Source organism: Pseudomonas lurida (assembly GCF_013522705.1).
Classification (GTDB): domain Bacteria; phylum Pseudomonadota; class Gammaproteobacteria; order Pseudomonadales; family Pseudomonadaceae; genus Aquipseudomonas; species Aquipseudomonas quebecensis.
In genome coordinates this window covers 12,824-31,606 of sequence record NZ_JAAMRE010000004.1, presented here as the reverse complement: position 1 = coordinate 31,606, position 18,783 = coordinate 12,824, and the positions used below count along the sequence as shown (strand labels likewise).

The 18,783-nt window shown below is 62.9% G+C and carries 20 protein-coding genes; 9 read left to right on the top strand and 11 right to left on the bottom strand.

The features are described from left to right. Positions 1-2: 2 nt before the first annotated feature. Complete coding sequence (locus G7025_RS04915; protein ID WP_181077028.1) at positions 3-275, top strand: hypothetical protein; 273 nt, start codon at positions 3-5, stop codon at positions 273-275. Between the two features lie 63 nt (positions 276-338). On the opposite strand, the gene G7025_RS04910 is transcribed toward G7025_RS04915, so the two are convergent. The 3 genes from G7025_RS04910 to G7025_RS04900 all read right to left on the bottom strand — a co-directional run bounded on the left by G7025_RS04910 (position 339) and on the right by G7025_RS04900 (position 1,544). Further along, the gene (locus G7025_RS04910) at positions 339-509 is read right to left on the bottom strand and encodes a metallothionein (RefSeq protein WP_181077026.1); all 171 of its coding nucleotides are present in this window, start codon (positions 507-509) and stop codon (positions 339-341) included. An 89-nt stretch (positions 510-598) separates the two neighbouring features. Then, complete coding sequence (locus G7025_RS04905; RefSeq protein WP_181077024.1) at positions 599-1,051, bottom strand: DMT family transporter; 453 nt, start codon at positions 1,049-1,051, stop codon at positions 599-601. A gap of 4 nt (positions 1,052-1,055) precedes the next feature. Beyond that, positions 1,056-1,544, bottom strand: coding sequence for a DMT family transporter (locus G7025_RS04900; RefSeq protein ID WP_181077022.1), 489 nt, complete (start codon positions 1,542-1,544; stop codon positions 1,056-1,058). 117 nt (positions 1,545-1,661) lie between these two features. Here G7025_RS04900 and G7025_RS04895 point away from each other — a divergent pair, with 117 nt between their 5' ends. Beyond that, the gene (locus tag G7025_RS04895) at positions 1,662-2,594 is read left to right on the top strand and encodes a LysR family transcriptional regulator (protein WP_181077020.1); all 933 of its coding nucleotides are present in this window, start codon (positions 1,662-1,664) and stop codon (positions 2,592-2,594) included. A gap of 1 nt (position 2,595) precedes the next feature. On the opposite strand, the gene G7025_RS04890 is transcribed toward G7025_RS04895, so the two are convergent. Both G7025_RS04890 and G7025_RS04885 read right to left on the bottom strand, forming a co-directional pair. Then, positions 2,596-3,915 (bottom strand): Nramp family divalent metal transporter, encoded by a 1,320-nt coding sequence (locus G7025_RS04890; protein WP_181077018.1) that lies wholly within the window; start codon positions 3,913-3,915, stop codon positions 2,596-2,598. Between the two features lie 41 nt (positions 3,916-3,956). Beyond that, a complete protein-coding gene (locus G7025_RS04885) occupies positions 3,957-5,510 on the bottom strand; it encodes a DUF726 domain-containing protein (protein ID WP_181077016.1) in 1,554 nt (517 codons plus the stop codon). A gap of 293 nt (positions 5,511-5,803) precedes the next feature. On the opposite strand from G7025_RS04885, the gene G7025_RS04880 reads away from it, so the two are divergent. Both G7025_RS04880 and G7025_RS04875 read left to right on the top strand, forming a co-directional pair. After that, on the top strand, positions 5,804-7,612 hold the full coding sequence (locus G7025_RS04880; protein WP_181077014.1) for a monovalent cation:proton antiporter-2 (CPA2) family protein: 1,809 nt from the start codon (positions 5,804-5,806) through the stop codon (positions 7,610-7,612). A 72-nt stretch (positions 7,613-7,684) separates the two neighbouring features. Continuing rightward, positions 7,685-8,239: a hypothetical protein gene (locus tag G7025_RS04875; RefSeq protein WP_181077012.1), complete on the top strand. Its 555-nt coding sequence runs from the start codon at positions 7,685-7,687 to the stop codon at positions 8,237-8,239. 135 nt (positions 8,240-8,374) lie between these two features. On the opposite strand, the gene G7025_RS04870 is transcribed toward G7025_RS04875, so the two are convergent. The 4 genes from G7025_RS04870 to G7025_RS04855 form a co-directional block, all read right to left on the bottom strand. Beyond that, complete coding sequence (locus G7025_RS04870; RefSeq protein ID WP_181077010.1) at positions 8,375-9,094, bottom strand: alpha/beta hydrolase; 720 nt, start codon at positions 9,092-9,094, stop codon at positions 8,375-8,377. Between the two features lie 11 nt (positions 9,095-9,105). Continuing rightward, positions 9,106-9,861 (bottom strand): precorrin-6A synthase (deacetylating), encoded by a 756-nt coding sequence (gene cobF / locus G7025_RS04865; RefSeq protein WP_181077008.1) that lies wholly within the window; start codon positions 9,859-9,861, stop codon positions 9,106-9,108. A 45-nt stretch (positions 9,862-9,906) separates the two neighbouring features. Then, positions 9,907-10,461, bottom strand: coding sequence for a histidine phosphatase family protein (locus tag G7025_RS04860; protein WP_181077006.1), 555 nt, complete (start codon positions 10,459-10,461; stop codon positions 9,907-9,909). A 97-nt stretch (positions 10,462-10,558) separates the two neighbouring features. Then, complete coding sequence (locus G7025_RS04855) at positions 10,559-11,626, bottom strand: NAD(P)-dependent alcohol dehydrogenase (RefSeq protein WP_181077004.1); 1,068 nt, start codon at positions 11,624-11,626, stop codon at positions 10,559-10,561. 144 nt (positions 11,627-11,770) lie between these two features. Between G7025_RS04855 and G7025_RS04850 the strand changes: the two genes are divergently transcribed. From G7025_RS04850 to G7025_RS04840, 3 genes are all read left to right on the top strand, one after another. Beyond that, complete coding sequence (locus G7025_RS04850; RefSeq protein WP_181077002.1) at positions 11,771-12,667, top strand: VOC family protein; 897 nt, start codon at positions 11,771-11,773, stop codon at positions 12,665-12,667. Beyond that, positions 12,664-14,055, top strand: coding sequence for an alginate export family protein (locus G7025_RS04845; RefSeq protein ID WP_181077000.1), 1,392 nt, complete (start codon positions 12,664-12,666; stop codon positions 14,053-14,055). The genes G7025_RS04850 and G7025_RS04845 overlap by 4 nt, the downstream gene beginning before the upstream one ends. Positions 14,056-14,144: 89 nt before the next feature. Further along, positions 14,145-14,963: an alpha/beta fold hydrolase gene (locus G7025_RS04840; protein ID WP_181076998.1), complete on the top strand. Its 819-nt coding sequence runs from the start codon at positions 14,145-14,147 to the stop codon at positions 14,961-14,963. Between the two features lie 105 nt (positions 14,964-15,068). Here G7025_RS04840 and G7025_RS04835 read toward each other — a convergent pair whose 3' ends face one another. Both G7025_RS04835 and G7025_RS04830 read right to left on the bottom strand, forming a co-directional pair. Then, the gene (locus G7025_RS04835; RefSeq protein WP_181076996.1) at positions 15,069-15,455 is read right to left on the bottom strand and encodes a DoxX family protein; all 387 of its coding nucleotides are present in this window, start codon (positions 15,453-15,455) and stop codon (positions 15,069-15,071) included. A gap of 79 nt (positions 15,456-15,534) precedes the next feature. Then, positions 15,535-16,410 carry a LysR family transcriptional regulator gene (locus tag G7025_RS04830; protein ID WP_181076994.1) on the bottom strand — a complete coding sequence of 292 codons (876 nt, stop codon included), beginning with the start codon at positions 16,408-16,410 and terminating at the stop codon, positions 15,535-15,537. A 110-nt stretch (positions 16,411-16,520) separates the two neighbouring features. Between G7025_RS04830 and G7025_RS04825 the strand changes: the two genes are divergently transcribed. Together G7025_RS04825 and G7025_RS04820 are read left to right on the top strand one after the other, a co-directional pair. Continuing rightward, a complete protein-coding gene (locus G7025_RS04825) occupies positions 16,521-17,753 on the top strand; it encodes a YbfB/YjiJ family MFS transporter (protein WP_181076993.1) in 1,233 nt (410 codons plus the stop codon). Next, on the top strand, positions 17,750-18,748 hold the full coding sequence (locus tag G7025_RS04820; RefSeq protein ID WP_181076991.1) for an NAD(P)H-quinone oxidoreductase: 999 nt from the start codon (positions 17,750-17,752) through the stop codon (positions 18,746-18,748). The genes G7025_RS04825 and G7025_RS04820 overlap by 4 nt, the downstream gene beginning before the upstream one ends. Positions 18,749-18,783 lie beyond the last annotated feature (35 nt).

Sequence of the window (18,783 nt, the reverse complement as noted above, 5' to 3'; positions counted from 1 at the left end):
GCATGGCTTTACCCGTACACGTCACTGGCAAGGCACACATCGACTATACCCAGAACACCTTGTTCGGGCCGTTGGCCAAGCAGGCCGAATGTCAAGTGAGCCTGGAGCACACGTCCGAGCGGCTGGTGCTCAAGGTGTTCCAACCGCTGCCGGAAGATTTGCAGGATGCACAGACCGTAGTGTTTGCGCTGCAAGGCCGACGTACCAGTGCGGTCGTCAGAGACAGCCGGCGCCTGGCCGACCAAAGCCTGCAACTGCAGCTTGAAGCGCAGTAACCCGTACTGAAGAAGCGTGTGGCGGGCCGGCCTGCCCGCCACAACGCCCGCGCTTGCCCTACCTCAGCTTTTAGCCGACTTGGCGCACTCGCATCCCGTGGCCGAAGCACACGGCTCGCCATGAGCGTGGTGCTCGGCACAGCCCGGGCAGCAATAACCCTTACCGTCCTTCATTACCGCATCGACGCCCAGTACACATTTGCAGTGCGGGCAGGCACAGGTTTGATCTGGCATGGTCAGACTCCTCGTTCATGGTCGTCAAGGTGCGGCGAGCGCCGGCACCTTTAGCACTGACTGCGAGCCTGCGCCGATCGTTCAAACCTTCAGTCGCTGCGCGTATTGCTGCGGTACATGAATACCAGCGCGAGGGCCAGGCACACCATGGCCACCAGGCGACTGCCCGACAATTCGATGGCCGGGTTGCCCAACCAGCCGAAATTATCGATCAGCATGCCCATGCCCAACTGCCCGACGATCACCGCCACGGTGGCCACCGCCGTGCCGACCACCGGCACCGCGCCCACCATCACCATCATGTACACCACCCCGAACAACGCCCCGGTCAGTTGCCACTTGGGCACGTCCAGCAGGCTTACGGCCTGGGCCGGCTCAAAGAAGAAAATCAACAGCGCGGTGGTCAATGCACCGACCGCGAAGGTCAACAGGCTGCTGCGCAGCACGCCGACTGTCTGCCCCAGGCGGCCATTGATCGCCGCCTGCACGCTGAGAACCGCGCCGGCGGCAATCACCACTATCAGTAAAAAAATCAGATTCATCGCCTTACCCTCGTGCAATCAGAACAAGTGCCGCCACAATCAACGCCAGCGCGATCCAGCGCTCGCCATTAACCCGCTTGCGCGCCGTGCCGAACCAGCCGAAATGGTCAATCAGCACGCTCTTGCCCACTTGCCCGGACAGGATCGCGATCATCGTCATCGCAATGCCGATGTGCGGCGTGGCAAGGGTCAGCACCACCACATACATCGGCCCCAGGAACCCGCCGATCAACTGCCAGCGCGGCAAATCGGTGAGCGCCGGACCCTTTTGCGGACCGCTGAATAACAGCAACAGGAACAGAATCGCCGAACCTACGCCGAAAATGCTCAAGGTCGCCCACAAATGCCCCACCTGAACCCCCAGCGGCCCAAGCAGACCGGCTTCCACCGATAAGCCCATGCCGGCCAGGATCACCAGCGGCAACAGCAGCAAGCGCAACAGATTTCTTTTCGGCCTGGCCTGCGCCACGCCCTCAATGGAACTTGCCTGCATACATCACCTGCGTTTCAACGTTGGAAGAATGGCGCGCATTATCCGGTAGCTGTGCTGTGCGATAAATGGCAGCATGCGGACAACACCTTTGCGCAATGCGCACAGCATGGAGCCGAAATGCAGGGTTTGAATGAATTGAGTTTCAAGGCGTTGCGCCTGTTTGTGGCGGTGCTGGACTACGGCAGCTTTTCCGAAGTAGCGCGCCGCGAAGGTTTGGCGCCCTCTTCGATTTCGCGCCAGGTCCAATTGATGGAGCACGCCCTCGGGCAACAGTTGCTGTATCGCCACACTCGCGCGGTCAGCCCCACCGAGGCCGGGCGCCTGCTCGGACGGCACGCGCGCCTGATGCTGGAGCAATTGGAAGCCGCTGGCCAGGCCCTGCAGGAGCAGGACAGCGAACCCAGCGGCCTGGTGCGCATCAACGCGCCGATGGTGTTCGGCCAGCGCCACTTATCACCGTGGCTGGGCGAGTTATGTCGGCGTTACCCGAAGCTGCAACTGGATATCCAGCAAACCGACACCTACGTCGACCCATTACAGGACGGCACCGACCTGCTGTTTCGCATCGGCGTGCTCAACGATTCCAGCATGCAGGCGCGCATTTTCGCGCCGCAACGCTTTCGCATCGCCGCCAGCCCCGCTTATCTGGCCCGACATGGCACACCCCGTCACCCGGACGAACTGGCCGCACACCAGTGCCTGGCCTATAAAGGCGTCACCGGCCAGCAACGCTGGTTCTTCCGCCGCGCCCAGGGCGATTGGACGCCCTACAGTGTCAAAGGCCCCATCACCGGCAACCACGCCGACACCCTGACCCACGCCGCCGAACAAGGCCTGGGGCTGGTGGTGTTTCCCTCCTGGCTGATTGGCGACAGCCTGCGCGCCGGCACCTTGCAGGCGGTGCTGACCGACTACGACGTAGCGACCACACTGGAGCCCCAGCAGATCGCGGCGTTGTGGCCGGGCAGCCGGCGTTTGTCGCTGAAGGTGCGTACGGTGATCGATTACTTTGTGGAGTGTTTTGGCACCGTGCCGTATTGGGATCGCTGACTCAAAACAACCACTGTCCAATCAACCACGCGTTGGCACCACTGATCAGGGCGAACAACATCCACGCCAGCAAACGCGTCGGCAGCCGGTTCACAAACGGCCCCATCAGTTGTTTATCACCGGTCATACGAATCAACGGATACAGCGCAAACGGCAATTGCAGGCTGAGCACCACCTGGCTGAGCACCAGCAGCTTGCCGATCGCCTCATCGCCCATCAGCCACACGCCGACAAACGCCGGGATCAGCGCCAGCCCGCGAGTGATCAGGCGACGTTGCCAGCAGGGAATCCGCAGGTTGAGGTAGCCCTCCATGATCACCTGCCCGGCGATGGTGCCGGTAAAGGTTGAACTTTGGCCCGACGCCAGCAGGGCGATGCCAAACAGAACGCTGGCGAAGGCACCGCCGACCAGAGGGTCAAGCAGGTGATAGGCGTCCTGGATTTCCACCACATCGGTATGGCCGGTCTGGTGAAACGCAGCGGCAGCCAATACCAGAATCGCGGCGTTCACCAGCAGGGCCAGGGCCAGGGAGCCGATGGTGTCGATGCGCGCCAGTTTCACCGCATCCTGTTTGCTGGCGAGGTCCTTACCGATCAGGCGGGTTTGCACCACGGAACTGTGCAGATAGAGGTTATGGGGCATCACTGTGGCGCCCAGGATGCCGATGGCCAAGTACAGCGGCGCCGCATCGCTGATGGCCGACAGTGACGGCGCAAAGCCGCTGAACACCTCGGGCCAATGGGGCTTGATCAGCACCAGCTCGACAAAGAAACACACACCAATGGTCGCCACCAACGCCAGCATGATCGCTTCCAGGCGACGGAAACCACGATTTTGCAGGGCCAGGACCAGTAAGGTGTCGAACGCGGTGATCACAATGCCGGTGGTCAGCGACACCCCCAGCAGCAAATGAAACGCCAGGGCGCAGCCCAGCACTTCGGCGAGGTCGGTGGCGATGATGGAAATTTCCGCCAGCACCCACTGGGTGCGCGCCGAGCGTCGGCTGTAGCGTTCGCGGCACAGTTGCGCAAGATCCTTGCCGGTGGCGATGCCCAACCGCGAACACAGGCACTGCACCGCCATGCCCGCCAGGCTGGCCAGCAACACCACGAACAACAGGCTGTAGCCGTAACGCGAACCGGCTTCGATGGCCGTGGCCCAGTTGCCCGGGTCCATATAGCCGATGGAAATCAACAGGCCGGGACCGGCGAACATCAGGGCGCGCTTGAAGAACGAGGCCTTGGGGTCAACGATGACGGAGCCGGCCACTTCCGGCGGGCAGAACGGGGCGGTAGCGATTTTTGGCAGGCTGAATTTCACGCGATATCCCAGGCAAACACACTCGACAGGCACGCAGCTTATCAGTCGGATGCAACCGTGCGCATCACCGTCTCCCGTGGCAGGTCAAAGGCTTCCACCACCTGCACCACCAAGTCCATTTCCTGGTTCAGCGCCTCACGCTCCATGCGTTGGCGAATCGCGCCGATCACCAGCACCGCCAGGGTGGTGACTGAATACGCCGGGCCGGAAAACGCCCGCACTCCGGTCACCAGCAACATCGCGGCAGCCAACGCCTGGCCTACTACCGGGATCGCCGAGGCGGCGCCACGGCGCAGGATAAAACCGGTCAACCCGGCCAGCGCAGTGCCGCTCAACGCTGCGGTGGCCGAACGCCCCTTGTCGAAACGACGGAAGACGCCCTGCTCTTTCTGCGCGGCCACCTGGAGTTCCGCATCGAACACCAGCCGGTCGGCGTTGCTGAGTTTGCCCTTGTACTGCTCGATCAGTTTTTCCGCGATCAGAGCCTCAAGGTCTGCCAACGCCAGGTTTTCGAGCGGCGCGTCAAATGTGAGGCCCAATCGCCGCGCCACATCTTCGGCGATCTGCCGGTAGGTGACGCCGTGACCACGGGCGAGGTTCATCAAGCTGTCACCGCCCATGCGTTGCAACGCGATGGTCAGCTTGAGCGGTTCACGCACGGTGGCGTCGATCGAGGCACTGCGTTTTTGCGCCATCAGCTCGGCCAGAAACTTCAATTCCTCCGGCCGCGCCTGCACCAGGGCCGCAAACAGATCCACGTCCTCCTCGGCAAACCGCACCTCGCTGCTGCGCTGGTCGGCGCGGATCATGCCGCGCCGCTCGTGCAGCAGGTCGGTGTACTGCACCACCGTCTGCAATTGCGGCCAATAGGCCGCGTGATCGAAGGTGGCCAGGTGCACATTACAGACCTTGGCCTTGAGCGCCGGCGTGACCGGGATCGGATAGCGGCCGATGCATCGCTCGGTGTCCGGTTTTATCGCCAGGGCCCAGTCCTTGCTGGAATGACAGTTGATCACCCGGCCGCTCAGCAGGGCCGACACCTCTTCCCACGGGCTCGACGTGCAGATCGCCCCGCCCATCAGCAGCAGGTTGTCCAGCGGCAATTGGCGGGCGGTGCCGGGGTTGGCCAGCAGGCTCTTGACCAGAATCCGTGCGCCCAGGGAATGGCCGATCAGGTTGATACGTCGCACCGGCAGCGACTCCTGCCGCAGGTAGCTGGTCAATTCGGGCAGCAAGGTCTTGGCCACTTCATCGACCCGCGCTTCGACACTTTTGTAGTGGTCGAGGAAATAGGCGATTGCCTTACCCACCCCAACCGTCGCCGCGCCCAGGCTGCCGCCGCCGAGCATGGCCGCGATCACGTCCTTGAATGGCGCAAACAGGTTTTCCAGAAAATGCCCCGCCGGCCAGAACAGCATCAGGTTGGTCGAGCCTTCGATACCGGCCAACTGCTGCTTGAAATTGCCCAATTGCTGCCGGTTGAAGAATGCCGAATACCCATGCACGTAGAGATTGAGCACCTCGCCCTGGGGTTCGCCGCACAGCAGAAACGTGGGCTTGCGGGTGCGGTGCATATCATCCCACTGGTGCTGCATGGGCAAGGACTCCGGGTAACGAGGGACGCCGATAGTAACAAACTGTGAGCGACGGCAAGGTGAATCCTGACCGGCGTGGCAGTCTCCAGGTAAAGGCATAATGCTCGGCCTCAACGCATAAGCCCGAGACAGGCTCGGGCGATGGCAAAACGCTCAACCGGCGAAGTTATCGATTTTCACCTGCCCGTCGGGGAAGATCGCGACCTGCCACGCAGCAAAAACACAATTCTCATCCTGTAAAAAGCGCTCTAATACCCGCCTGTTGATTGGCTTTGAAGATTTTGGAGTTCGCAATGCCCCATGAAGGCAACCTGTTACAAGCGGCCGTGGTGTTTCTGCTGGCGGCCGTGCTCACCGTGCCCCTGGCCAAGCGCCTGCAGTTGGGCGCGGTGTTGGGCTATCTGTTCGCCGGGGTGATCATCGGCCCGTCGGTGCTGGGCCTGATCGGCAATCCGCAAAGCGTGGCGCAGTTTTCGGAACTGGGGGTGGTGCTGCTGCTGTTTATCATCGGCCTGGAACTGTCGCCCAAGCGGTTATGGGTGATGCGCAAGGCGGTGTTCGGCGTAGGCCTGGCTCAGGTGCTGTTGACCGGCCTGGTGATGGGCGTGGTGGCACTGTGGCTATTTGGCCAGCCGTGGAACAGCGCAATCGTGCTGGGCCTGGGCCTGGCGCTGTCGTCCACCGCGTTCGGCCTGCAGAGCCTGGCCGAACGCAAGGAGCTGAACCAGCCCCACGGTCGTCTGGCTTTCGCGATCCTGCTGTTCCAGGACATCGCCGCGATCCCTCTGATCGCCATGGTGCCGCTGCTGGCCGGCAGCGATCACCCCACTACCGAAGCTCAGGGCCTGCAGCATGTGTTGCAGATCCTGGGCAGCATCGCCGTGGTAATCATCGGCGGACGCTATCTGCTGCGGCCGGTGTTTCGCATCGTCGCCAAGACCGGCTTGCGCGAAGTGTCCACCGCCACCGCGCTGCTGGTGGTGATCGGCACCGCGTGGCTGATGGAGCTGGCGGGCGTGTCGATGGCCCTCGGCGCGTTCCTCGCCGGCCTGCTGCTGGCGGACTCGGAATACCGCCACGAACTGGAAGCGCAGATCGAACCGTTCAAGGGCCTGCTGCTGGGGCTGTTCTTTATCAGCGTGGGCATGGGTGCCAACCTCAGTCTGCTGCTCAGTTCGCCGTTGATCGTGATCGGGTTGACCCTGCTGTTGATCGGTCTGAAATTGCCGCTGCTTTACGCAGTCGGTCGGCTGGTGGGCGATCTCAATCGCGAAAGCGCCCTGCGCCTGGGCGTCGTGCTGGCGGCCGGCGGTGAGTTCGCGTTCGTGGTGTTCAAGATCGGCCGCGACCAAGGCCTGTTCGAGCCGCACCTCTACGATGTGCTGGTGCTGACCATCACCTTGTCCATGGCCGTCACGCCGCTCTTGCTACTGGTGTGCCCGAAGCTGTTCAGGCCCAAGGTCAAACCGGTGGAAGTGCCCGAAGAGTACCGCGCCATCGAAAGCGACGCGCCGCGCGTGGTGATCGCCGGCATGGGCCGCATGGGCCAGATCGTGGCCCGTATCCTGCGTGCACAGAACATCTCCTTCATTGCCCTCGACACCTCGGTGGAAACCATCGAGCTGACCCGCAGCTTCGGCGGCATGCCGGTGTTTTACGGCGACCCGCAGCGCCCGGAAATCCTGCACGCGGCCAAGGTGGATCAGGCCGAATTCTTCGTGATCGCCATGGATGACCCGGAGATCAACATCAAGACCGCCGAGCTGGTACGCAACCTCTACCCGCACATGAAGATCATCGCCCGCGCCCGAAACCGTCAGCACGTCCATCGCCTGGTGGACCTGGACGCCTCGCCGGTGCGCGAGACCTTCTACTCCAGCCTGGAAATGAGCCGCCGCGCCCTGGTCGGCCTGGGGCTCAGCCAGGCTCAGGCCGATGCACGCATCACGCGCTTCAAGAACCACGACCAGCAAGTGCTCGCCGCCCAACACGCGGTGTACGACGACGCCGCCAAAGTGATGCAGACCGCCCAGGAAGCTCGGACGGAGCTGGCGCGGTTGTTTGAGATGGACCGACTTGAGGAAGAGTCCGACAAGGTGTGAGGTAAGGGATGAACGATATTGCGAAATTTCTGACAGAATACGGCGCAATTTCGTTTATCCCTGGAGCGCTTCATGGCCACCTTCACCAAGACCGCCATCCTGCTGGCCCTTGCGCTTACCGCCGGCAGCGTATTCGCCGCCGCCAAGCCGACCACGCAAACCATCACCACCCTGGGCGGCAAATTCAACTTCACGCTGCCCAAGGCCTACGTCGCCGACACCCTGCCGGTCGACAAGGCCCAGGACGGCACCGGTGTCACCCAAGGCACGATGTACGCCAACCAGACCAGCAAAAGTGTGGTGATCGTCGCCGAAACCGTGCGCAACGATGGCATCGACGTCCAGGACAACGACGCGCAGTTCCTTGATGGCGCCGTGGCCGGTTTCGTCAAGGATCAGAGCGCCGCCCTGCCCGACTTCAAGAAACTGAGCGAGAAAAAACTCACCTTCAAGGGCCTCGGCCTGCGCCAGGTCGACAGCACCGCCACCCAGGGCGGCGGCAAGACGCTTAACTCCACGTTCCTTGGCGGTTCAGGCAATCACTTGCTGGTGATCCAGGCCATCTCGCGGGCGGACGATGTCAAGGGTCACGCGGCGCTGGTCAAGCAGATTACCGGCGGCAGATAACCCGACTCGCTAGTTGTGCAGAAGATGAGTATCGACCCATCGGGGGCAAGCCCCCTCCCACATTTCCGGTCTACCGTGGGAGTGGGCTTGCCCCCGATGGCGGTGTGAATTGCGCCCCAAAAGTTGGATCAGGCATTACTTCAGGCTGTCTTCCAACCAAACCTTAATGTCCTGCACTTCTGCTTCGCTGATGGTATGCGGCATCCCCGGATAGCCATGAAACGTCGGTTCAAGCCCCAACCCGCTCAACACCTCGTTCGCCCGCGTCGCCGATGCGTACGGCAGCGCCTGATCCAGGGTGCCGTGGCCGATAAAGATCGCCAGCTGATTCAAGCGCGGATCCGGTTTCAGCTCGGCCTTGAGCGCCGGCAAAACGCTGCCGCTCAACGCCGCGATGCCCCGTACGAGTTGCGGGTCACGCAACGCTACTTCGTACGTCATGATCGCGCCCTGGCTGAACCCGACCAGGAACACCCGGTCACTGCGGGTGTGGTATTTGGTGGTGGCTTGGCTCACAAAGTCTTTGATCAACCCGGCACTGCGCTGCAGGTCGGCGGGCTCGCCGTCGTATTCGCCATCCCCCGGGGTCTTGGTGAACCAGCGGTAACCGCTGGGCGCCACCGGCATCGGGGCGCGTGCGGACAGGTAGGTCCAGGTCGACGGCAGCGCGTCCTTGATGCCGAACAAGTCTTGCTCGTCGCTGCCGAACCCATGCAGGAAGATCACCAGCGGCTGGTTACGCGACTCGCTCCGGGCCTGCTCCAGGTAGGCCAGCGGCAAATCAGTGTGCAACGCAGTGTCGGCATGCGCGGCACCCGCCACCAGTGTCAGCGTCAGAGCGAACCATTTGAACATCAGGCGTTACCTCAGGGTTTGCGCAGCAAATAAGTATCCATGATCCAGCCATTGGCCTGGCGCGCCGCCTTGCGTACGCGCTGGATATCGTCCGCGACTTCGGCGACCTTGCCGCTGATCAGTATTTCATCCGGCGTGCCCAAATAAGCGCCCCAGTAGATCTCCAGGTCTTGATCGGCCACGCTGCGGTAGGAATCTTCAGCATCCAGCATCACCACCAGGGTATCGGCGTCGCCGGCCTGCCCTGCCGCCAGACGGCGCCCGGTGGTGATCTCGACAGACTTGCCGATGCGATTCAACGCGACCTTATGCTGGGCCGCCAGGGCCTGCACGCTGGTGATGCCGGGGATCACTTCGAATTCAAACACGCAACGGCCACTGGCCAGGATCGCCTGCAGGATGCGAATGGTGCTGTCGTACAACGCCGGGTCGCCCCAGGCCAGGAACGCACCGACTTCGCCGTCAGCCATTTCCTCGTTGATCATGCGTTCGAAGGTGGCTTGCTTGTCGCGGTTGAGGTCTTGCACGGCGGTGGTGTAGTCGATATCGCCGCGCACGCGCTCGGGGCAATCGGCCTCGACAAAGCGGTAGCCGGGCCTGGTGATGTAGGTCTGGCAGATCTCGCGGCGCAGGTCGATCAACTTGTCTTTGCTTTGGCCCTTATCCATCAGGAAAAACACGTCGGTGCAGTTCAGCGCCTTTACGGCCTGCATCGTGATGTAGTCAGGGTTGCCGGCGCCAATGCCGATGATCAGGATGCGTTTCATGGGGTGCTCTCAGTGCGGGCCGTGGATTTTGCCATGTTCACCCACTCAAGCGTGAGTTTCCAGGCGCAGGCGCCACACCTGGTTGAAGCGCAACTCGACGGCGGACAGCGGCTCCACGTCTATGCGGTAGAACATCGCCGCCGGAAACTGCATGACGCACAGCATCGCCGCACGGATCACAAAAGGATGAGTGATCGCCACGCTATGGCCCGGCTGGCACTCAAGAGACTTCACCCACAACGCGACACGGGCGCAGAGCTGATCGACCGACTCGCCACCGTGGGGCGAACTGGCGCTGTCGGCACGCCAGCGGTCCAGCGCGGCAGGGTCGAGTGTGCGGATATCGCGCCCCCGCCATTGGCCCAGGTCAATGTCGCGCAGCGTCTCGTCGATCTCGGCATGGGCGCCGAACAACCGCGCCGTTTGCCGGGTCCGCGCCTCCGGCCCGCTCAGCAGCCGCGCGCCTGGCTTGTAACGAGCGGCCAGTGACAGCGCGGCGCCCTGCCAGTCCATCGCTACCGATTCGTCATCGGCAAAACGCCCCTGCTTTTGCAGGGGCGTGACGGCATGGCAGATCAGGGTCAAACGGGTGGCCCGCATCGCAGGTCGCTCCAACGCAGCAGTCGAGGCCCGTAAGCCTGGCGCAGTTGGCGCAACGATGCAACGCCTGACAAAGCCACCCTCACACCGCCCGGCGTCAGGCCGCGTGGCTTTCTTTCTTCAAGCTGTCCATATCGATCACGAAGCGGTACTTCACGTCGCCCTTGAGCATGCGCTCGTAGGCTTCATTGATGCCCTGGATGTCGATCATTTCCACGTCCGAGACGATCCCGTGTCTGGCGCAGAAGTCCAGCATATCCTGGGTCTCCTGGATGCCGCCGATCAGCGAACCGGCCAGGCTGCGGCGCTTGAAGATCAGGTTGAATACCGTGGGCGATGGGTGCGGGCTGTCGGGGGCACCGACCAGGGTCATGGTGCCGTCGCGCTTGAGCAGGTTGAGAAACGCATCCAGGTCGTGGGGCGCGGCGACCGTGTTGAGGATGAAATCCAGGCTGTTGGCAACCTTGGCCATTTCATCCGGGTTCTTCGACACCACGACCTGGTCGGCGCCCAGGCGCAGGCCGTCTTCGCGCTTGTTGGGCGAGGTGGTGAACAAGGTCACATGGGCGCCCATGGCATGGGCGATTTTCACCGCCATATGGCCCAGGCCGCCAAGGCCGACTACGCCGACTTTCTTGCCCGGCCCGACCTTCCAGTGATGCAGCGGCGAATAGGTGGTGATGCCGGCGCACAGCAGCGGCGCCACCGCGGCCAGGTTGCTGTCATCGTGGGAGATGCGCAGCACGAACTTCTCCTTGACTACGATGTTGTCCGAGTACCCGCCGTAGGTGTTTTCACCGCCGAACACCGGGCCGTTGTAGGTGCCGGTAAAGCCGTTCTCGCAGTACTGCTCTTCGCCCTCGGCACATGACGCGCAGTGCTGGCAACTGTCGACCATGCAACCGACGCCGGCCAGGTCGCCGACCTTGAATTTCTTCACATTGGCGCCCACCGCCGTTACGCGGCCGACGATTTCGTGCCCCGGCACCGATGGATAAAGGGTGTTGTTCCACTCGTTGCGCGCGGTATGCAAATCGGAGTGGCAGACGCCGCAATACAGAATGTCGATTTGTACGTCATCCGCCCCTGGGGTGCGGCGCTCGAAGGTAAAGGGCTTGAGCGAGTCCTTGGAGTCCCGAGCGGCGTAGCTGTAAGTCTTGGCCATTTCGTTCACCTGTGTGATCTGACGTTGAGGTCAGTGGACCAGCATAGACGCTGAAACGTTCAACCGAGCACGCCCGTACAATTCCCCTCGCGCCACGCCGCCTAACCTCACGACTTTCGATCATCTGGAACACGGAGAGCAGGCATGGTTAACAGAGCAATCAGGGTAAGCCTGGCAGTGACGCTGCTGGCCGGCGCGGTGATGGGCACTGCAGTCGCGGCGACACCGAGCGTAGCGGTGGCCCCGCAGTACGACACCAGCCACGTGTATGTCGCTCCGGCGGATGTCGACCGGTTTGCCCAGAGTTTCCTCGCTACCTTTGGCGGCAAAAGTACACCCCAGGTGGTGGTCAACGTGTTGCCGGTGCCGAGCAGCACCACCTCGCAATTGCTGCAGACGCCGGCCGGCACCGTGTCGCTGTTCGGCTTTACCACGCCGATCCCGCACCCGTTCGGCCAGGAACGTAACGGCTATCTGGTCAAGGATATGGACGTGGCGCTCAAGGCCGCCCGCGAAAATGGCGCGGCGGTGATCGTCAGCGACTTCCCCGACCCCATCGGGCGCGATGCGGTGGTGCAATGGCCGGGCGGTGTGAACATGCAGCTCTACTGGCACACCAAGACCCCGGACTACGCCGCGTTCCAGACCGTGCCGGAAAACCGCGTGTACCTGTCAGCCGACCGCGCCGATGCGTTTATCAAGGCCTTCCTGGGGTTTTCCCACGGCAAAATCCTGGCCGACAACCAACAGGCACCCGGCGTGGACGTAGGGCAAGGCAATGGCACCTACCGTCGCGTGGACATCGAGTCTTCGTTCGGCCGCATGGCCGTGCTGGTCACCAACGGTCAACTGCCCTACCCCTTCGGCCATGAAACCACCGGCTACCAGGTCGCCGACCTGAACGCCACCCTGGGCAAGGCCACCGGCTCAGGGGCCAAAGTGCTGGTGCCGACGTTCGACAGCAAGGGCCGTCGCAGTGCATTGGTTGAATTCCCCGGCGGTTACGTCGCCGAGATCCACCAACTCAACGCGGCCCAATGATTCGTTGCACAGGCTGGAGCCTGGCCGTGCTGTGGCCGCTGCTCGTAGGCGGCGTCCACGCCGACGAGCAGCGGACGCGCCCGTCCATCAAGGCCAATCGCTGGCAGGAAGACTGGTCGGTACTCAAGGACCCGGCGCTGCGCACGCAGCCGCTGGACAACCTCAAGTACCTGCCGTTGTCCAGCGCCAACCCGTTCACCTATCTGTCGTTGGGAGCGACCTTGCGCGAGCGCTTCGAAATGAACGACGCCAGTGGCTTCGGTGTGAAGAACGTGGACCGTGATCGTTACCTGATCCAGCGCTTGCAGGTCCACGCCGACCTGCACCTGAACGAGCACTGGCGGGTGTTCACCCAGCTTGAGGACGTGCGCGCCTACGACAAGACCACGGTCGGCGGCGCTGACCAGAACCGTGTCGATCTGCGTCTGGCGTTCGCCGAGTACGTCAACACCTTCGACAGCGGCACGCTCAAGGCCCGCGCGGGGCGCCAGGATTTCGCCTTCGACCTGCAGCGCTTCATCTCATCGCGCGACGGGCCGAATGTGCGTCAGTCATTCGATGCGTTGTGGGCCGACTGGGAGACGTCTGACTGGCGCTTTATCGGGATCGCCAGCCAACCGGTGCAGTATCAGGACGGCCGGCATTTCGACGACAAGTCCAACAGTGACGCGCGCTTCCATATGCTGAGGGTCGAGCGCCTGGTGGGCGGCAAGAACGAGTTGTCGGCCTACTACGGTGTGTATGAACGCAGCGCCGCGCACTATCTGGATGCAGACGGCGACGAGACCCGCCACCTGTTCGACGCACGCCTGGGCGGCGCGGCCATGGGTTTTGACTGGGACATCGAAACGATGCTGCAAAGCGGCTCGGTGGGCAGCAAGGACATTCGCGCCTGGGCCGGCGGCAGTCGCACCGGCTACACCTTCGACAGCCTGGCCTGGAAACCGCGCATCGGCCTGCAACTGGACATCGCCTCGGGCGACCGCAAAACCGGGGACGGCACAGTCGGCACGTTCAATCCGCTGTTCCCCAACGGCTACTACTTTTCCCTGGCCGGCTATACGGGCTACAGCAACCTGATTCACGTCAAACCGTCGATCACCGTCAAGCCCATCGACAAGCTCAGCGTGCAGACCGCCGTCGGTCTGCTGTGGCGCCAGACCACCAGCGACGCGGTGTACACGCAACCGAATCTGCCGGTCGCCGGCACCGCAGGCCAGGGTGAACGCTGGACCGGTGCCTATGGTCAGCTACGTACCGACTATGTGTTTACACCGAACCTCACCGGCGCCGTTGAAGCAGTGCATTACGCCGTGGGCCGTACCTTGCGCGACGCCGGCGGCGATGACAGCAATTACCTGGGGGTGGAACTCAAGTTCAGCTGGTGAACCCAGGCAAGCACACCCGTACAAGCCCCAGGCCCGGTTTCGGGCAATAGTGAGGCGGGTTTTTCAGTCCCTCAATCAAGGAGTTTTCAATGAGCACATTCGTTGCCAAAGACGGTACCCAGATCTACTTCAAGGATTGGGGCAGCGGCAAGCCCGTGCTGTTCAGCCACGGCTGGCCGCTGGACGCCGACATGTGGGAATACCAGATGGAGTACCTCAGCAGCCGCGGCTTTCGCACCATCGCCTTCGACCGTCGCGGGTTTGGCCGTTCGGACCAGCCGTGGACCGGCAACGACTACGACACCTTTGCCGACGACATCGCGCAGTTGATCGAGCACCTGGACCTCAAGGACGTGACCCTGGTGGGTTTCTCCATGGGTGGCGGAGACGTCGCGCGCTACATCGCACGCCACGGCAGCGCACGGGTGGCCGGCCTGGTGTTGCTGGGCGCCGTGACGCCGATCTTCGGCCAGCAGTCCGATTACCCGCAGGGCGTACCGCTCGACGTGTTCGCCGGTTTCAAAGCCGAACTGCTCAAGGATCGCGCGCAATTCATCAGCGATTTCAATACGCCGTTCTATGGCCTCAACAAGGGCCAGAGCGTATCCGCAGGCGTGCAGACCCAGACCTTGCAAATCGCCCTGCTGGCCTCCCTCAAGGCAACGGTCGACTGCGTCACCGCGTTCTCCGAAACCGACTTCCGCCCGGACATGGCCAAGATCGATGTACCGACCCTGGTGATCCACGGCGACGGCGACCAGATCGTGCCGTTCGAAACCACCGGCAAGGTGGCGGCCGAGATGATCAAGGGCGCTGAACTGAAGGTGTACAAGGATGCACCTCACGGCTTCGCGGCCACCCATACCCAGCAGTTGAACGAAGACCTGTTGGCCTTCCTGAATCGCTGAAACACCCGCACCTGATGATCGCTTGCACGTTCTGCGTGCAAGCGATCATCACCCGTGAATCACCCTCTCCTTATTTTGGCCGGGCTTGCCCGGCCGTTTTTTTGCTCAGGCAAAACGCCGGCTCAGCACCAAGCGCCCAGGCCCTGCGATCAGCACGCTGGAAAAAATGACCAGCAGCAGCCAACCGAACTGCCCCTCAAACAACGTCCACTCCGGATGCACCACCACCATGGCGATCAACAGCACCGCCAGGATCGGCAGGCACGCCAGGCGCACCAACACGCCGGCAATGATCAGCAGCGGGCACAGCACCTCGGCAAAAATCGCCAGCAGCAAAGTGACCTGGCCCCCCAGGTGAAACGGGTCTTCGATCAGCTTCAATTGCCCGCTGTAGTCGAGCAGTTTGGGCAAACCATGCACCCACAGCAGGAACAGCGCCCCGCTGCCGCGCAAAAACAACAGCCCCAAATCCTGACATTTTGATTCGTTCATGCGTGCTCCCTGTTGGATGGCCTCTAACGCCATCCATTGTCCGGGCAGCGCTGCACGCACGCTTGCAAGCCTGTGCTGACTAGTCTCCCGTTCCCGCAAACCCCACGACAATTTCATCGATCACCGCCCGCACGCGCGCGGTGTGACGCAGGTCGGCGTGGGTCACCAGCCAGACATCGTAGGGCAGCGGCCGGGTGCGCTCCGGCCACAACCGCACCAGCCCGTCGCGCTCGCCGGTGAGGATGGGGATCTCGCCGATGCCGATCCCGGCGGCGATGGAGCGACGTACCAACAGGCTGGAACTCAGGGACGCGACGATGCGCCCACGGCCCAGGGGTTCGCAGACCAGGGTCATGTCTTTCTGGCTGTGCAGGTACGGTTGATAGACCACCAGGTCATGCCCTTCAAACAGGCCGCCCGGCTGCGGCGAGCCATGACGATCGATATAAGCCTGGGAAGCAAACAGCCCCACCGGCCAGCGTGCAATGCGACGAGCGATCAGGTCGGGGTTGTCCGGGCGCGTGTTGCGCACGGCGATATCGGTTTCACGTTTGGCCAGGCTCAGGAGCTGGGTAGACGCGTCCAGCTGCACGCGCACATCCGGGTGCCGGTCGTGCAGCCGCGCAATCGCCGGGATCAGGAAATCGATCGCCAGGGAGTCGGTGGTGCTGACCCGCACGGTGCCGGTCAGGCGATCATCCAGGCCCTGGATCTGACGCTCCAGCTCCAGGGCCGAGCGCTCCATTTTTTCCACCGAGTGCAAGGCGGCCTCGCCAACGGCGGTCAGGGCATAGCCTTCCGAGGTGCGCAGGAACAGGGTTGCACCCAGGGATTTTTCCAGGGCATTGACCCGGCGCCCCACGGTGGCCTGGTCGACACCCAGTACCCGCGCGGCTGCGCGAAGGGTCGACTCACGGCAGACCGCGAGGAACACGCGTGCATCATCCCAATTCATGTGCGCTCCCATGCTGCATATATGCATCATTATGACGTGTAATCGCTGCATTATTGCATCGATAAATCTGGATATGCTGGGCGCCGGACAAAATACCCAGGATTGTCATCATGCTCGACACTCACCTTCCCTCCCGCAGCCCTTCATGGCTGGCGATTTTCGCCGGCCTGTGTGCCAGCCTGGTCAGTATCGGCCTCGCGCGGTTTGCCTACACGCCGCTGATTCCGTCGCTGATCCAGGCGCACTGGTTCAGCGCCAATGACGTGGTGTACCTCGGTGCGGCCAATCTTGTGGGTTACCTGGTCGGCGCGCTGATCGGGCGGCCCCTCGCCCGGCACACCTCGAACACGACGGCGCTGCGCGGCATGATGGTGGCGGTGACCCTGGCGTTCTTTGCCTGCGGCTTCCCGCTGTCGGTGGTGTGGTTCTTCATCTGGCGCCTGCTGTCGGGGATAGCCGGTGGCGCAATCATGGTGCTGGTGGCGGCGACCGTGTTGCCCCATGTTCCGGCCGCGCGTCGAGGCGTGGCCAGTGGTGCGATTTTCCTCGGTATCGGGCTGGGCATCGCCGGTTCCGGCACCCTGGTGCCGCCCCTGTTGAGCCTGGGCCTGCAACAGACCTGGTTCGGCCTGGGCCTGCTGGCGCTGGGGCTGACCGCCGCCAGCTGGTTTGCCTGGCCCACAGGCACGCTGTACGAAGCCCCGGCGCAATCGGCCACGGCGGTGCCAACGCCGCCGGGGGTGTACCTGTTGTTTGCTCAATACGCTTTTATGGCCGCGGGCCTGGTACCGGCCATGGTCTTTCTGGTGGATTACGTCGCCCGAGGGCTGGGCGCCGGGGCCCATATAGGTGCGATGATCTGGGTGATGTACGGCCTGGGCTCGATTGTGGGACCGGTCACGTACGGTTTCCTGGCCGACAAGCTCGGTGCTCGGGTGAGTATCCGCCTGGTGCTGGCAGTGCAGGCGATTGCCGTCGGCTTGCTGGCCGTCTCCAGTTCGTTTACGGCGCTGGCCGTACTGGCCGTGATCCTCGGCTCATTCCCGCCGGGTATCGTGCCGCTGGCGCTGGCGCGGGTTCACGAACTGATCCCCACTCATCACCAACAACAGGTAGCGTGGAGCCGTGCTACGGTGTCCTTCGCGACGTTCCAGGCGGTCGCGGGGTTTGCCTATTCCGCGCTGTTCAACGCCAGCGGCGGTCAACATGCAGTGCTGTTCACGATCGCCGCCGGCGCCATTGTGATCGCGTTGCTGCTGGAACTTGGCATGCTCCTGCTGAACCGCAAACCGCCTGATGCGGTCCCAACCCATACGCTCATCGTTGCAGGTAACTTCAAATGACGCTTCCCACCGAAATGACCCTTATCGAAATCACCACCCCCGGAGGCCCCGAGGTGCTGCAACCACGCCAGGCGGCGGTGCCGGTGGCTGGCCCCGGCGAGATTCTGATTCGCGTGCACGCGGCCGGGGTCAACCGCCCCGATGCCCTGCAACGCGCCGGCAAGTACCCGATGAAACCCGGCATGAATCCGCTCCCAGGCCTGGAAGTGGCCGGTGAAGTGGCCGCCCTGGGTGACGGCGTGACCGAATACGCCTTGGGCGACAGGGTCTGTGCCCTGACCAACGGCGGCGGTTATGCGCAGTTCTGCGCCGTGCCGGCCGGCCAGGCCTTGCCGATCCCCGAAGGCATGGACTGGATCCAGGCCGCCGCCGTACCGGAAACCTTTTTTACCGTCTGGGCCAATCTGTTCGGCCTGGGCGACGCCCACACCGGCCAGCGTGTGCTGATCCACGGCGGCACCAGCGGCATCGGCACCACCGCGCTGATGCTGTGCCGCGAGTTCGGCATCCAGGCCTTCGCCACCGCCGGCAGCGCCGATAAATGCGCGGCCATCGCCACACTCGGCGGCGAACCGATCAACTATCGCGAACAGGACTTTGCCGACGTCATCGCCGAGCAGACCGACGGCCATGGCGTGGATGTGATCCTGGACATCATGGGCGCCTCGTACCTGAACAATAACCTCAAGTCACTGGCCATGGACGGGCACCTGGTGATGCTCGGTTTCCTTGGCGGCGGCAAGGCCCATGATGTCGACCTGCTGAGCATCCTCAGCAAGCGCGCGGTGATCACCGGCTCGCTGCTGCGCGCGCGCACCGGGGCCGAAAAAGCCGCCATTGCCGACCAACTGCGTGAATACATCTGGCCGGTCCTGAGCGCCGGGCGTTGCCTGCCGATCATCGACAAGGTCTACCCCTACACCGACGCCGCCCAGGCCCATGCGCGGATGGAAGGCGGCGATCATATCGGCAAGATCGTGTTGCAGGTCGCCTGATTCAAAAACACTACAAATCAATGTGGGAGGGGGCT